Below are 15,088 nucleotides of genomic sequence, written 5' to 3'. Positions count from 1 at the left end.
CCCAATGAGGTCCGATTAGACAAGGAAAAGAACTGGAAAGACCACGGTGACCGATCCGATCTGCCCCCTCTGCGGCCGCCCCATCCCCGCGGACGTGCCACAAAGCCAACACCATCTGATCCCGAAGCTGAAAGGCGGCAAGGGCGGCCCCACCGTGCGACTTCACCAGATTTGCCATAACGAAATCCACGCAACCCTGACCGAAGCGGAACTGGCGCGCGACTTCGCAACCATCGCGGCCCTGCGCGCGCATCCCCGGCTGGCAAAGTTCATTCGTTGGGTTCAGAAACGCCCGCCGGGTTTCAAAAGCCGCACCCCCGGACCGCGCCGCCGACGTTAGGCGCGCAAGAGACCCGAACGGCGCGACTTTTTACTGGTCGGAAATGCCCAAAAATGCCTAGCGGCAAAGCTCCTTGATACCCGACGCAATCGCGGGATCAGCAGCCAATGTGTCGGCGGCAAGGTCGCGCGCCATGTCGATTAACGCATCCGGGTCGACGATCCGGTCAATCAGCCCAAAGGACAGGGCGTCCTCGGCTGTGATCTTCTGCCCGCCCATCAGGATCAGCTTGGTGCGGGCCGGGCCAATCAACGCCGCCATGCGGCGCGGGTCCGAGGGTTGCGGCAGGAAGCCCAGCCTCATTACCGGGTAAAAGAACTTTGCACCCGGCACCGCGATCCGCAAATCGCAGGCCAGCGCCATGCCGTTTGCGCCCCCAGCCAAAGTTCCGTTCAGCGCGGCAATGGTCAGGCCCGGCAGCGCAGCGATTGCACCGGAAAGCCGCTCCCACACATCCGAAGTGGCCAGCCCCGCACGGGCTTCGTCAAGGTCTGCCCCGGCGGAAAACACCTTGCCTGCACCTGTCAGGATGAGTGCCCGTGCCTCGCCTGCCGCTTCCGCGATTTCCGCCAGTTCGGTCAGCATCGCTTCGGTCAGGGAATTCGCCTTGTCGGGCCGGTCGATCGTGACGATCCACAGGCCCGACGGCTCTTTGGCCAGTTCGATCATTTCAGGCCGACCGCCTTGCGGATATCTTCGTCGCGCAGCGCGATCTCGTCGCCGAGCCAGTCATCGCCACCCGGACCACACATCCACAACAGGCATTTTGCAGGCCATTCCGGGGGAATGTGGTCAGACCATTCCAGTTTCGAAACCGGATTGATGCCGGATGCCTTGATCTCGCGCTGCATCTCGGTTGCGACCGTGCCCGGCGACAGGCCGATGGCGCGGATGCCGTTTTCGCGCTCTTCCTTGTCGACACAACGGGTCAGCATGTTCACCGCGGCCTTGGACGCGCAATAATGAGACCACGCCTCGACCGGGCCATGGGCCGCACCGGACGAGATGGTCAGGATCGACCCGCCACCGCGTTTCTTCATCCGCTCGATCACCGAACGCATGCCGTAATAGACACCTTTGACGTTGATATCGATGACCTTGCCCCAGCCTTCGGGGTCAGAAGACGCCAAGTGGGAAATCGGCTCGATCAGTCCGGCGTTGTTGATCAAGATGTCAATACCGCCAAATTTCGCTTCGGTCGCAACCATCGCCGCCTCGACCGCTTCGGCATCCGAAACGTCACACGCGATGGCCAGGGCATTTTCTCCAATCTCGCCCGCAATGCGTTCGATATCGCCCGAGGAACGCGCCAGAAGCGCAACATTTGCGCCTGCCTCTGCAAATATGCGCGCCGCGCTTTCACCGATGCCTCGGCTGGCCCCGGTAATGACCACTGTCTTTCCTGCCACATATGTCATGAACGTCTCCTTCCTGTTGTCGCCAAGACCTAGCTGCGTGACGATTGAAGGTCCAGCCCGTCGCCCCTTGACCCTGACCTTTCGAAGTCGGAAGCTGTAACAAATTTATCCAAGAGAGGTTTCAATCATGAACCGTATTTCATCTCTGGCCGCAGGCACGGCCCTTTCGACTATTTTGGCTGGCGCCGCCGCGGCCGACGTCAGCCCGCGCGAGGTCTGGGACAGCTGGTCGGGTTATTTCACTGGTTTCGGATACGAAGTGAACGCAACCGAATCGGAAAGCAGCGGGCGGCTTGATGTGTCCGGGCTGACGCTGGGCATGGACCTGCCCGAAGGCGAGGGCCGCCTTGACATGATGATGGGCGATATCGCCTTTATCGATCAGGGCGACGGCACGGTGCGGATCGAACTTCCCGCGCAGATGCCCATCAAGGCAAAGGCCAGCGGAGAAGGGGAAACCGCTGATGTGAGCGTCCTGCTCACCTACACCGATATGAACATGGTGGCATCCGGCGCGCCGTTGGACATCACCTATGTCTATGACGCCACCGAAGCATCGGTTGCGCTGACCGAGTTGGTGGTGAATGGCGAAGCCGTGCCCGATGTGGCCTTCGAGCTGTCGCTGATGAAACTTGCAGGTATGTCGTCGATGACGATTGGCGACATGATCGGGATCGAGCAGAAATTCAGTGCCGAGTTGATGACGTTCAATGTCGATGTCAAAGACCCCGAGGGAGAAACGGTGGACATGAACGCGTCGGTTGCCGGTCTGGATTTCGCAGGCCGCACCAACATGCCGTCCGAGATCGACCCCGATGACCCCGCTGCCATGTTTGCAAACGGCTTCAAGGTCGATGGCGACTTCAAGCACGGAGCAACGGATGTCAAAATGGCCGTGACCGAGGGCGCCGGCACCACCAATATCGACATGTCGGCGGGTGGTGGATCACTAGCCGTGATCCTCAGCGAAGAACAGATGGCCTATTCGGGGGGCACCACAGACCTGACCGTCAACATAATGGGGCCGGAAATCCCATTGCCGGTTTCCTTTGCCGCCGGTCAATTCGGCTATGGTTTCGATGTCCCCCTTATGGCCAAGGACGAACCGCAGGATTTCGCGCTCAAGCTCAGCCTTGTCGACCTGACGATGGCCGACATGCTGTGGGGTATTTTTGATCCCGCTGGCGTTCTGCCGCGTGATCCGGCGACTTTGACGTTTGATATGACCGGGCTCGCCACAGTTCTGATTGACCTGATGAGCCCTGAGGCCGAGGAAATGTCGGCTCCTCCTGGTGAATTGAACGCGATTACGCTCAACGACCTGACCATCAAGCTGGCGGGCGCCAGTGCCAACGGCACCGGGGCGTTCACTTTCGACAATTCGGACCTCGAATCCTTTGACGGGATGCCCCGCCCCGAAGGTGAACTGAATGTAACCATCATGGGCGCAAACGGGTTGATCGACAAGCTGGTCCAGATGGGGCTGGTGCCGGAAGAGCAGGCCATGGGTGCGCGGATGATGATGGGCATGTTCGCCGTGCCAGGCGCAGGTGAAGATGAGCTGAACTCGAAGATCGAAGTCAACGCGCAGGGGCATGTCCTGGCGAACGGGCAGCGCATCAAGTAAGCTGTCCGCGATGACAATATTGGGCCGCGCTTCATGGGTTGGCGCGGCCCTTTTCCGTTCACCGGACTTGCGCGGGCGGGCGGCGCCGACTACCTCGTCAGGAACACTACAATCGAGAGGATGACATGGGGCCGGATCTTCAAGACCTCGCGGGCGCGTTGATTGACGCGGCGAAAAGCGCCGGGGCAAACGCCGCGGACGCACTGGTCGCCAAGGGCACCTCGGTTGCGATCGACGTGCGGCAGGGCAAACTTGAACATGCTGAGCGTTCCGAGGGGATCGACCTGGGACTGCGAGTGTTGATTGGCCAGAAGCAAGCCAATGTCTCGATCTCGGAAACCCGCGCCGACAGCATCCGCGAAATGGCCGAGCGTGCCGTCGCCATGGCCCGCGAAGCACCTGACGACCCGCATATCGGGCTTGCCGACCCGGATCAGATTGCACGTGACTGGGATATTGCCGCCTTGGAACTGGCGGACCCGACGCCGGAACCTGCCCCGTCAGCACTACAGGACGACGCAGCCCGGGCAGAGGCCGCAGCCCTTGCAAACGATCGGATTAGCCAGGTTCAGGCGGCATCGGCGGGCTATTCCTCTTCCGAGGTTTTCCTGGCTGCCAGCAACGGATTTGCCGGCGGGTATCGCCGCACCGATCGCGGTATTTCCTGCGTTGCCATCGCCGGATGCGGGTCGGATATGGAACGTGACTATGACGGCGACACGCGTATCTTCCAGTCCGACTTGAGAACGCCCGAGGATATCGGCGCCACGGCCGCATCCCGCGCGGTGGACCGGCACGGCGCCAGTCAACCGCCAACCGGTACGTTTCCCGTCCTGTTTGATGAGCGTATCTCGTCTTCGTTGATCGGCCACCTTCTGGCGGCGGTCAACGGAGCCATGATCACGCGCGGTTCATCCTGGCTGCGTGATGCGCTGGGTGATCAGGTGCTGCCCAGCGGACTTACCCTGTCCGAGGACCCGCATCGCCCGCGCGTTTCGGGCTCGCGGCCTTTTGACGCCGAGGGGCTGGCGACACGCAAACGGGACATCGTGGCAGATGGTATGCTGACCGGCTGGACGCTGGACCTGGCCAATGCCCGCAAGCTGGGCATGGCGTCGACTGCAAACGCGGCGCGTGGGGTTTCATCTCCACCCTCGCCAACCAGCTGGAACATTAACCTCACGCAGGGTGTTGCGTCACGGGACGAGTTGGTCGTGCAGATGGGAACCGGGCTTTTGGTGACCTCGCTGATCGGGTCGACAATCAATCCGACCACCGGAGACTATTCTCGCGGCGCTTCCGGGTTCTGGATCGAGAACGGCAAGATCGTGCGCCCGGTGAACGAATGCACCATCGCCGGCAATCTGCGTGATATGCTGCGCGACATCATTCCGGCCAACGACGCCCGCACTCACCTTAGCCGCGTTGTGCCATCGCTTCTGGTCGAAGGGATGACCATTGCCGGCACCTGATCTTGCCCTTTTGATCGACGCCGCGCAGGAAGCTGGCAAGATCGCAACACGCTTCCTTGGCCAGTCGAACCGGCAATGGGACAAGCCCGGCGGTGCCGGACCGGTGACCGAAGCCGATCTTGCCGTGAATGCCATGCTGGAACGCGAGTTGCGCACTGCCCGCCCCGACTATGGCTGGCTGAGCGAGGAATCGACCGATGACCCGGCGCGACTTGAGGCCAGCCGGGTGTTCATCATCGACCCGATCGACGGCACCCGAAGCTTCATCGAGGGGTCGAATACCTGGGCGCATTCACTGGCGATTGCCGAACGTGGAAAAGTCATTGCCGGGGTCGTGTTCCTGCCGATGCGGGACAAGCTTTATGCCGCTGCAACCGACGAGGGCGCATCGCTGAACGGCGCGCCCATTTCTCCTTCGGTCCACAATGACCTCAGCGGTGCCAGCCTGTTGGCGGCCCGCCCCGTGATGGCTGCAGAACACTGGAAATCGGGTGCGCCGAACGTGCGGCGCAGTCACCGCCCGTCTCTGGCCTATCGGCTCGCGCTGGTGGCCGAGGGTCGTTATGACGCCATGCTGACCTTGCGGCCCACCTGGGAATGGGACATTGCCGCCGGCACCGTGATTCTTCAGGAAGCTGGCGCGATGGCCACGGACCGGAAAGGCGACCAGCTTCGGTTCAACAACCCTGACCCGCGTCAGAAGGGCATGATCGCAGCCAATGCAGGGCTACATCCCCATATCGCCGGGGCATTGTTCTAACCTTTCCCGCGGATACTGAAACCACATAAATGATCCAAGACCGCCGCCCGCCCGTAGCAAGGGACAGGAGGAAGTCGATATGTACCTTATCCGGATCGTAGCACTTACGGCCCTGCTGGTGGCCCAAGGCAGCATTGCGCCCGCCAAACCCGCAAATCTTGTTTCCGCCGTTCCCAACCTGATCGGCGATGTCACCGTGAGATGGCTGGGTCTGCCCGTCTATCGCGCAACGCTGTACGCTCAGGAAAACCGTTTCGATTGGAACAGTCGCTTCGCTCTGGAATTGACCTATGTCCGTGGGTTCGACCGCGACACGCTTGTTTGGTCGACCATGCAAGAGCTTGAGCGCATGGAGGGTCGTTCGGGCGATCATGCCGCGATCCGGGCATCGTTGTCAGGCTGTTTTCGCACTGTGGAAAGCGGCGACAGATTTCTGGCCTATGCCGAAACGCCCGACCGTGTGTCGCTTTGGTTCAACGGCACCAAGACCTGTCAGATGAGTCATGCCAGCATCAGCCAGCGCTTCCTTGGAATCTGGCTGTCGGACCAGAGCCGGATGGCCTCGGTGTCGCGGAAACTGCGCGGCCAATGACACGGTTCCTGCCGGTCAGCGGCTTTGCAATGTTGCTGGCCGCGGCCGGACTTCCGCTGTACATCCACTTGCCGCGCTACGCTGCAACAGAGCTGGGTCTTGGGCTGGGTGTTATCGGCGCGGTACTGATTGGCATCCGGGTTATGGATTTCGCGCAGGATCCGGCGCTGGGATGGCTTATCGACCGATTTCCTGCCCACCGCTCTTTTTTTGCCGCCCTTGCCGCACTGGGTATGGCGGTAGGATTTGTCATGCTGTTTTCACTTGATCCGGTAATTCCGCCGATCTGGTGGCTGACCCTGTCGCTGGTTCTTATCTTCAGCGCTTTTTCGCTGGGCAGCATATTGTTCTACGGACAAACCGCCGCCATAGCAGGCTCATCTGTGCCGCGCGTGGTCTTCCGACTGGCCGCATTCCGAGAAGTAGGGACCGTGTTGGGTATTGTTCTTGCGGCAATGTCACCCGACCTATTGTCACGGATGGCCGGTGGCAACGGTTATGGTCAATTTGGTTGGGTTCTCGCAGTTGCGATCCTGCTGCTCTGGCTTTTCTCGCGCCCCCTTTGGTCGCTGTCGTCAGCGTCATCGAAGCCAGTGACGCTGCGCGGCCTGGCCGCGTCCGGCGCGCATCGGCTTTTGCTTCTGGCTTTTGTGAACGCTTTGCCAGTTGCCATCACTTCGACCCTTTTCCTGTTCTTTGTCGAGGACAAGCTTGGGCTGGGTGACATGGCGGGTGCGTTTCTTGTGCTGTTCTTTGCGAGCGCCGGATTGTCGATGCCTGTCTGGACCCGGCTGTTGGACCGGATCGGAGGTCGGCGGGTTCTGATCCTCGCCATGGGATTGGCGATTGCAGGATTTGCCGGAACGGTGACGCTGGCCCCCGGCGCGGCAATTGGGTTCGCTTTAATCACAATTGTGACGGGCGCGGCGCTTGGGGCGGACATGGTTGTTCTGCCCGCTATGTATGCCATTCAGCTTGAACGCGCGGGTCTTCGCACAGGGCAGGCATTTGGCATCTGGGCCTTTGCCACCAAGCTGGCACTGGCGATTGCGGCTGTTCTGGTCTTGCCGATGTTGGGCTGGGCTGGATTTCAACCAGGCATGACCAACAACGATTCTGCGCTATTCGCGTTGACGCTGGCCTACGCGGTTCTGCCTTGCCTGCTGAAACTGTGCGCCGTCTGGCTGGCCATCCGCCTGCCGGAGGAAACCGCCAACCCCGGAAGGTCAACGGCCGCCGATCAGTCCGATGCGTCGCCTGCAGCCAGTTGCGGAAGCTTCAGATAAGCTGCGATTGCTGCGCGGTCTGCGTCGGACAGCTTCGAGGTATTGGCGATCACATCCACCATCTCACCACCCGCCGAGTCATACTCGGGTGTGAAGCCCGACTTCAGGTATTCCGCGATATCGCCTTGGGACCAGTCCAGTTGATCCGGCGTCAAAGCCGGAATTTTGCCCTTGCCTGATGGGTTTGGTCCCCCGGTCAGCCATTTTCCAAGATCCAGCCCACCAAGGCCGTTGCGTGGCGTATGACACTCGCCACAATGCCCCGGACCTTCGACAAGGTAACGGCCGCGTTCCTGCTCTGGGGTCAGATCGCCGGTCACCACCCAGCCGGACCGGGCAAACAACAGCTTCCAGCCGCCAAGCGCACGCCGGATATTGAACGGGAACCCCACTTCATGCGCTGGGGCCGGGGTTGCAACGGCTGGTAATGTCTTGAGGAAAGCGTTGAGGGACACGATGTCCTCGACGTTCATCTGAGCATAGGAGGTATAGGGGAAAGCCGGGTAATAATGCTGGCCTTCCGGACTGGTGCCATGAAGCATTGCGTTGGCGAGGTCCTCGTCACTCCAGCCTCCAATCCCGGCGTTCTTGTCGGACGAAATGTTCGGCGCGATAAACGTGCCGAATTGCGACGGGAAACTGTGCCCACCCGCAAGGATCAGCTTGTCATCGCCTTCAGCCCCCGGCGCAGCATGGCACGAGGCACAGCCGCCGGCATAGAATACCTGCTCGCCCAATTTCAGGTCCGGCGTGATTCCTGCCAATTGGTCAGGGGACACCCGTTCAGGAGACGTCAGGAGCCAGCCAACGCCGGCCCCTGCGAAGAGCAAGATCAATAAAGCGGTTAGCCACTTCATTCGACAAAATCAGCTTTCAGGTTCGCGATACGCCTTGTGGCACGCGCCACAGGCCCCACCGAGCGGACCCATTGCCGCCTGCAGTGATTCCAGGCCACCACCCGCGGCCTCTTTCATCGCCATCGACGCGTCGGCCAGTGCCTTGCCCTTGGCGCCAACGTCAGGGAAGTTCGACCAGATCTCGGCCTTGGCGCGGGTGCCTTCCATCGACCCCGAATCGGTCCCGGCGGGCCACATCATCGATTGATCCAGCGAGGTCAGCGCCGCAAGATTCGATGCCGCTTTGGTTGCCATCTCCGCATCATAGTCCATTTTGCCCTGCGCCATGGCCCCAAGCGTACCAAGATGGAAGGCATAAAGGCTCATGACCTGTTGGCGTGCTTTGACTGCCGGGTTGGCATGGCCATCGGCAAAGGCAGCACCGGCAGTTGCGCCGATCAGGGCAGCGGCCAGCGCGGTTTTGCGGACTGAAAACATCGGGAATACCTCTCAGGATGAAAACATGTTTCTAGATGTTAGCGTTCCAAGTTTGTATTTCCATTCCCGGAAAATCCACTCTAGTTGTTAAAATATGAACAAGTCGAATTGGGACGATATCCGCTTTGTTCTGGCCGTTGCCGAAAGCGGGTCGGTGAACACTGCCGCACAGAACCTGGGCGTGACCCATGCCACGGTCCTGCGCCGTGTCGCCAGTTTTGAGGAACGCCACGGTCGCAAGATCTTTGCCCGCGCTGCAACGGGCTATCGGCTATTGCCGGGCAGCGAAGCTATCCTTCGCGCGGCCCGCGAAGTCGAGGCCGCCGTTTTCTCGGTCGACCGGGCCGTCTCGGGAACGGACCGGGACACGACGGGACCAGTTCGCATAACCTCGACCGACAGCCTGAGCCAAATGATCCTGCCTGCGATCATCGCCGACATCGTGAAGGAATTTCCGCAGATGGATATTTCTCTTCTCAGCGGGAACTCGCATCTCGATCTGTCGCGGCTTTCTGCAGATATCTCGATCCGCCCGGCAATCAGCCTGACCGAAGGCATGATCGGGCGGGTGGCGAACCATCTGCATTTCGGTGTCTACGCAACGACGCCGAACCCTAGGACATGGCTGCGGCTGGAGGGGTCGCTGGGGCAGACTTCAACTGCTCAGTGGATGAAGGACAACCTTGACCAAAGCCTTATTATGGGCGGCGCTGACAGCTTTCTTGTCCTGTGCCAAATGGCTCGGCACAGTGATGCGGCTGCGCTGATGCCCCGCTTTGTGGGTGACGCGGTTCCCGATCTTTATGACGTGTCCCACCTTGCCCCATCTATGTCTGTGCCCATCTGGGTTGCGGGACAAGAGGACACGCGCGAAAACACACGCTTCCGCATGGTGCGTGACCGACTGGCGGCGGGACTTGCGGCGCTCTGGTGACCACCTGACGGCGGCCAGCACCAATTGACCCTACGTCGTTGCCCCTTCGCCCTTTGCAGAAAGTGTAAATCGCTTATCGTGCCTGCAAAATGATCGAAGGGAGGATCGGGAATGGCGCAATTCGTGGACCGGCAAGAGTTAGACTTCCTGCTGTTTGACGTGATGGGAATGGATCGTCTGACTTCGTCCGACCGGTACGCCGCCTATGACCACGAGACGGCGGAAGCGATCCTCGACAGTGCCCAGGCAATTGCCGCCAAACACTTTGAACCGATTGCCGCGGAAATGGACGCGAACGAACCCCGCGTGGTGGACGGTAAGGTCGTCATCCAGCAAGAGGCGAAAGAAGCGCTTGCGGCCTATGCCGAGGCCGGTTTCTTTGCCGCGGGGTTCGACGAGGGCGATGGCGGCATGCAGATGCCGAAACTGCTGTCGCTGGCGGTCAGTGGCCTGTTTACCTGCGCCAATAATGCACTTGCGAATTACGCCTTCCTGACGCAGGCCAATGCCGCCATGCTGCGCGCTTTCGGGTCACCGGAACAGGTCGCAACTTACCTACCGCCGATGCTGGAAGGGCGCTGGTTCGGGACCATGTGCCTCTCTGAACCCCAAGCCGGATCTTCTCTCTCGGACATCACCACCAAGGCTGAACCGCAGGGTGACGGAACCTATCGCATTTCCGGCACCAAGATGTGGATTTCCGGCGGCGATCACGAGTTGTCAGAGAACATCGTTCATATGGTGTTGGCTAAGATTCCGGGCGGCGCGCCGGGGGTCAAAGGCATTTCTTTGTTTCTGGTACCGCGTTATCGGGTGGACGAAAACGGGCAGGTCGGCGACTGGAACAACATTACTCTGGGTGGTCTCAACCACAAGATGGGGCAACGCGGGACCACCAACTGCCTGCTGAACTTCTCGGATGGCGGCGACACGATCGGCACGCTGGTCGGGGCCGAGGGCGCGGGCATGGCCGCTATGTTCCACATGATGAACGAAGCGCGTCTGGCGGTGGGCCACGGGGCGGCAATGTGCGGGCTGGGCGGTTATCTTGCCTCTCTGCAATACGCCCGCGAACGGTTGCAGGGCCGGCACCCGTTGAACAAGGACGCCACATCGCCGCAACTTCCGATCATCGACCACGCCGATGTCCGCCGGATGCTACTCGCGCAGAAAACCGCGGTCGAGGGCGCGACGACCCTGACCTCGTGGTGCGCCGCGCTGGTGGACCGAATGTCCGTGACCGACGACCCCGATGAACAGAAGCGGCTGAACGGGCTTCTCGACGTGCTTACTCCAATTGCCAAAAGCTGGCCTTCGGAACACTGTCTTGAAGCCAACAAGCACGCCATCCAGATCCTTGGTGGTTATGGCTATACCCGCGACTTCCCGATGGAACGGTTCTATCGCGACAACCGCCTGAACCATATCCACGAGGGCACCTATGCCATCCACGGGCTGGACCTTCTGGGCCGCAAAGTGCGGATGAGAGGCGGAGCGGATTTTATCGCGCTGTTGGAAGAGCTTGACGCGATTGCAACACGTGCTGACGCATACGGGGAACTCAAACCCCATGTGGCGGCCCTGCGTAGCGCCATCCAAGAGCTGAGCGAGACCACCCGGACCCTATGTGCCGAACCGGACGTTAACAGGAGTCTTGCCAATGCGACGCTCTACCTCAATACGTTTGGTCATGTGGTGATCGCCGCGCTGCACCTGTGGCGGGCCGAAACCGCTCTGACCAAGCGCGGTGAGGATGACGCCTTCCGCGATGGGGTGCTGGCATCGTGCCGCTATTTCTTTGCCTATGAACTGCCAAAAACCCAAACCGATTTCGCATTCCTGCGCGGGATGGACGACACCTGTCTGACTATGCGCGATGCGTGGTTTGGAAACGCATGACACCGGAGACCCACCAGATGGACTTGACCAAATTCTTCTCACTTGAAGGCCGAGTGGCCCTTGTTACCGGCGGTTCGCGCGGGGTCGGACGTATGATTGCCGAAGGCTTCATCGCGCAGGGCGCGCGCGTCTATATCACCGCGCGCAAGGCCGATGCCTGTGACGCGACAGCGCACGAACTGGGCGGGAACTGCATCTCGATTCCCGGTGATATTTCAACTGTCGAGGGCTGCAAGGCACTGGCGGAAGAGCTCGGCAAGCGCGAGGATCACCTTGATATTCTCGTCAACAATGCCGGTGCCGCGTGGGGCGAACCCTTTGCCCAGTTCCCTGAAGCGGGGTGGGACAAGGTGATGGACCTCAACGTGAAATCCCCTTTCTTCCTGACGCAGGCGCTGCACGGAATGTTGAAGGCATCCGGCGAGTCTGGCCAAATGGCCAAGGTCATCAATATCGGGTCGATCGACGGCATCCGCCTGAACCAGTGGGAGACCTATTCCTATCAGGCGTCCAAGGCCGCTATCCTGCAACTGACCAAACGCATGGCAGGGCATCTGATATCCGACAATATCGGCGTCACAGCGATTGCGCCCGGAGCGTTTGCATCCGACATGAACCGTGCCGCGAGGGATTACGGCGACGCGGTGGCCAAGGCGATCCCGGCAGGTCGCATCGGCATCCCCGAAGACATGGCAGCGGCGGCCGTGTATCTTGCTGCGCGGTCGGGGGATTACGTGATAGGATCGACGCTGATTGTCGACGGCGGCTTGGTCAATGGCGATGTTGGCGGCGGCGCGACGAAGTTCATCTGATCTGCAGGTTCAGATAGCAAAAAGGCCCGGTTGCTGAACCGGGCCTTTTTTGTTCGTCAGCTGGGCGACATACCACGCAGCCGTTCGGACCGTCGGCGCAGCATCTCTACCGTTGTCAAAAGCGCGATCGAAATCACCACGAGGATCGTCGCCACCGCGAGGATGGTGGGAGAGATTTGCTCTCGTAGCCCTGTAAACATCTGCCATGGCAGCGTTTTTTGACCAGCAGAGCCAACAAAAAGAACGACCACAACTTCATCAAACGACGTGATGAAGGCAAACAACCCGCCCGAGATTACACCGGGCAGGATCAGCGGCATCTGCACCTTGAAAAAGGTGGTGACCGGGTCGGCACCCATATTCGCCGCAGCTCGGGTCAGCGAGCGGTCAAAGCCGACCAATGTCGCGGTCACGGTGATAATCACAAAGGGAATACCAAGCGCAGCATGGGCCAGAACCACGCCGACATAGGTCCCCTGAAGTCCGATCCGGCTGTAGAAGAAATACATGCCGGCCGCCGAGATAATCAGCGGTACGATCATCGGCGAGATCAGGATCGCCATGATTGCCCGGCGGAACGGCACATGCGGTTGGCTGAGGCCAATGGCCGCCAGCGTGCCAAAACCGACAGATAGAACCGTCGCCGCCGGCGCAATCGCGACAGAATTCCACAACGCCTGTTGCCAGTCGTCATTGGTAAAGAAGTCGCGGTAATGCTTCAGAGAATAGCCCTCGGCCTTGAACTGCAGCATCTCGGGCGTGAAGGTGAAGAAATCCTCCGCATTGAATGACAGCGGCATCACCACAAGGATCGGCGTGATCAGAAAAACGAAGATCGCGCCGCAAATCACGCGGAACGTGAAATGCCAAAGCACCTGCCCGGAGGTGGCATAGGGTGGCAGTTTGGACCGGTAATTGCCCGTCGCGATCCAGAAGATGAACCAGCCAAAGACCCAGCCGAACAAGGCGCCCATGACGGCTCCGGGGATGCCCGCCATCGCCACACCAAGGATCACGAAAAGGGCTAGAACGCCCCAGCGGGCCGGTTTTTCCTGTTTGTAGAGTGCCGAGAAGATGAACCCCAGAGCGCCCAACAGGACCGCGCCGATGGCCAGCCCCAGCCCGGTCGATCCATTGGCGGTGCCGACGAATATCCCGGCAAAGCCTCCGGCAAGGGCGGACATGCCTGCGGTGAAGGCGGGTGTTTGCGGTTGGACAGGTGTCAGCGCCATGTCAGTTACCCCAGCTTCACGTTGTCGATGCCCACGATCTTGTCATAGGCCCAGTACAGGATCAGGACGACCACCAGAAGAATCGTGCCCAGCGCCGCCGCCAGACCCCAGTTCAGCGAGGACGAGATGTGGAAGGCGATCCGGTTTGAGATAAAGACACCCTTGGTGCCCCCAACCAGTTCCGGTGTGATGTAGTAACCAATTGCCAGAATGAAGACGAGGATCGACCCCGCCCCGATGCCCGGCACGGATTGCGGGAAATAGACCCTCCAGAACGCGGTCCAGTTCGTGGCTCCCAGCGATTTCGCCGCACGCAGATAGGACGGGTTGATGGTCTGCATCACCGAGTACATTGGCAGGATCATGAACGGCAGAAGGATGTGGGTCATGGCAACAATCGTGCCGAACTGGTTGTTGATCATCACCAGCCGCGCGTCATCGGCCACCAGCCCCAGCCAGACCAGTGTGTCGTTGATAACCCCCTGCTGCTGCAACATCACCTTCCAGGCCGATGTCCGCACCAGAAGTGACGTCCAGAACGGCAACAAGACGAGGATCATCAAAAGGTTCGCGGTACGCGATGGCAGGTTCGCCAGTATCCACGCCACCGGGTAACCCAGCAGGATACACGAGGCGGTGATAACCAGCGACATGAACAGGGTGCGCTGGAACAGAACCCAGTAGATCCGTTCATTCTCGGGACGCATTTCGGGGCCATCCGGCCCTTTCTGCATATCCGCAGCATTCAGGAAATAGCCATTTGTCAGACGAGGGGAATAGGTCTGGATCGTGCGCCAGACGTCAGGGTCACCCCATCCATCATCCACTTCAAGGAACATCTCCTTGAACGGACCGTCGCCTTCGACATCCCATTTTTTGACTTTGCGGCCTGCCTTGCGGAACAAGGACGAGATGCCCGGCGTTTCATAGTTCAGCCGAGAACCGACGCGCGTGTGAATCTTGGCCGCGGCTGCTTCCTGTAGGTCGGCGGCCATCGCCTTGAAAACGGCCTCTCCGGGTGTTTCGCCGCTGGTGGCGTCCCAATCCTCCAGCGCAACCACGGTACGCGGCAGGGTGTCGGATACAATCTGGTTTTCAACCGAGCGGAACAGCATGTCCGCAATCGGCAGGATGAATGTCACAAGCACGAAGATCAAAAGCGGCGCGATCAGCATCAGCGCGCGCATTTTCTGCATTCGCAGCGCCCGCGCCAGGCTGCGCTTCAGCGGTGTGCCATCCGCGGCCAGAACCGGGCCGGACTTGGCTGTATCGCTCATGATTTTCCCCGTTGCTTTTGATGTCACCGGGCCTGTCATCCGGCCCTATTGGTGTCTGTGCGGCGGGGCGAAAACCGCCCCGCCACAGATCATGTCAGTGACGGA

General features: G+C 60.2%; 15 protein-coding genes. 9 read left to right on the top strand and 6 right to left on the bottom strand.

Translation table 11 applies throughout. The features are described from left to right. The first annotated feature begins 46 nt into the window (after positions 1 to 46). Positions 47 to 340 (top strand): HNH endonuclease family protein, encoded by a 294-nt coding sequence (locus JQ863_RS02480; protein ID WP_204112747.1) that lies wholly within the window; start codon positions 47 to 49, stop codon positions 338 to 340. A 57-nt stretch (positions 341 to 397) separates the two neighbouring features. Here the strand turns inward: JQ863_RS02480 and JQ863_RS02475 are convergent, their stop codons facing one another. Together JQ863_RS02475 and JQ863_RS02470 are read right to left on the bottom strand one after the other, a co-directional pair. Next, positions 398 to 1,009: an enoyl-CoA hydratase/isomerase family protein gene (locus JQ863_RS02475; protein WP_204112746.1), complete on the bottom strand. Its 612-nt coding sequence runs from the start codon at positions 1,007 to 1,009 to the stop codon at positions 398 to 400. Next, positions 1,006 to 1,758 (bottom strand): SDR family oxidoreductase, encoded by a 753-nt coding sequence (locus JQ863_RS02470; protein ID WP_204112745.1) that lies wholly within the window; start codon positions 1,756 to 1,758, stop codon positions 1,006 to 1,008. The genes JQ863_RS02475 and JQ863_RS02470 overlap by 4 nt, the downstream gene beginning before the upstream one ends. A gap of 127 nt (positions 1,759 to 1,885) precedes the next feature. On the opposite strand from JQ863_RS02470, the gene JQ863_RS02465 reads away from it, so the two are divergent. The 5 genes from JQ863_RS02465 (at position 1,886) to JQ863_RS02445 (ending at position 7,495) form a co-directional block, all read left to right on the top strand. Continuing rightward, complete coding sequence (locus JQ863_RS02465; RefSeq protein WP_204112744.1) at positions 1,886 to 3,385, top strand: DUF2125 domain-containing protein; 1,500 nt, start codon at positions 1,886 to 1,888, stop codon at positions 3,383 to 3,385. 125 nt (positions 3,386 to 3,510) lie between these two features. Further along, on the top strand, positions 3,511 to 4,857 hold the full coding sequence (locus JQ863_RS02460; RefSeq protein WP_204112743.1) for a TldD/PmbA family protein: 1,347 nt from the start codon (positions 3,511 to 3,513) through the stop codon (positions 4,855 to 4,857). Continuing rightward, entirely contained in the window at positions 4,844 to 5,617 is a 774-nt protein-coding gene (locus JQ863_RS02455) for a 3'(2'),5'-bisphosphate nucleotidase CysQ (protein ID WP_204112742.1), read from the top strand. Before JQ863_RS02460 ends, JQ863_RS02455 begins: the two co-directional genes overlap by 14 nt. Positions 5,618 to 5,696: 79 nt before the next feature. Continuing rightward, entirely contained in the window at positions 5,697 to 6,209 is a 513-nt protein-coding gene (locus tag JQ863_RS02450; protein WP_204112741.1) for a hypothetical protein, read from the top strand. Further along, complete coding sequence (locus tag JQ863_RS02445; protein WP_204112740.1) at positions 6,206 to 7,495, top strand: MFS transporter; 1,290 nt, start codon at positions 6,206 to 6,208, stop codon at positions 7,493 to 7,495. The genes JQ863_RS02450 and JQ863_RS02445 overlap by 4 nt, the downstream gene beginning before the upstream one ends. On the opposite strand, the gene JQ863_RS02440 is transcribed toward JQ863_RS02445, so the two are convergent. Together JQ863_RS02440 and JQ863_RS02435 are read right to left on the bottom strand one after the other, a co-directional pair. Then, positions 7,450 to 8,352: a cytochrome c gene (locus JQ863_RS02440; protein WP_204112739.1), complete on the bottom strand. Its 903-nt coding sequence runs from the start codon at positions 8,350 to 8,352 to the stop codon at positions 7,450 to 7,452. The genes JQ863_RS02445 and JQ863_RS02440 overlap by 46 nt on opposite strands. Before the next feature lie 9 nt (positions 8,353 to 8,361). Then, positions 8,362 to 8,829 (bottom strand): c-type cytochrome, encoded by a 468-nt coding sequence (locus tag JQ863_RS02435; RefSeq protein ID WP_204112738.1) that lies wholly within the window; start codon positions 8,827 to 8,829, stop codon positions 8,362 to 8,364. Positions 8,830 to 8,923: 94 nt separating this feature from the next. Between JQ863_RS02435 and JQ863_RS02430 the strand changes: the two genes are divergently transcribed. From JQ863_RS02430 to JQ863_RS02420, 3 genes are all read left to right on the top strand, one after another. After that, complete coding sequence (locus tag JQ863_RS02430) at positions 8,924 to 9,763, top strand: LysR family transcriptional regulator (RefSeq protein WP_204112737.1); 840 nt, start codon at positions 8,924 to 8,926, stop codon at positions 9,761 to 9,763. A 111-nt stretch (positions 9,764 to 9,874) separates the two neighbouring features. Beyond that, a complete protein-coding gene (locus JQ863_RS02425; protein ID WP_204112736.1) occupies positions 9,875 to 11,662 on the top strand; it encodes an acyl-CoA dehydrogenase family protein in 1,788 nt (595 codons plus the stop codon). 17 nt (positions 11,663 to 11,679) lie between these two features. Beyond that, entirely contained in the window at positions 11,680 to 12,474 is a 795-nt protein-coding gene (locus JQ863_RS02420; RefSeq protein ID WP_204112735.1) for an SDR family oxidoreductase, read from the top strand. A gap of 56 nt (positions 12,475 to 12,530) precedes the next feature. Here the strand turns inward: JQ863_RS02420 and JQ863_RS02415 are convergent, their stop codons facing one another. Both JQ863_RS02415 and JQ863_RS02410 read right to left on the bottom strand, forming a co-directional pair. Then, positions 12,531 to 13,706, bottom strand: coding sequence for an ABC transporter permease (locus JQ863_RS02415; RefSeq protein ID WP_204112734.1), 1,176 nt, complete (start codon positions 13,704 to 13,706; stop codon positions 12,531 to 12,533). 5 nt (positions 13,707 to 13,711) lie between these two features. Continuing rightward, a complete protein-coding gene (locus JQ863_RS02410) occupies positions 13,712 to 14,983 on the bottom strand; it encodes an ABC transporter permease (protein WP_204112733.1) in 1,272 nt (423 codons plus the stop codon). Positions 14,984 to 15,088 lie beyond the last annotated feature (105 nt).

It is taken from the genome of Shimia biformata (assembly GCF_016888515.1).
GTDB classification, from domain to species: Bacteria; Pseudomonadota; Alphaproteobacteria; order Rhodobacterales; family Rhodobacteraceae; genus Shimia_A; species Shimia_A biformata.
This window is presented reverse-complemented; position numbering and strand designations above follow the sequence as displayed.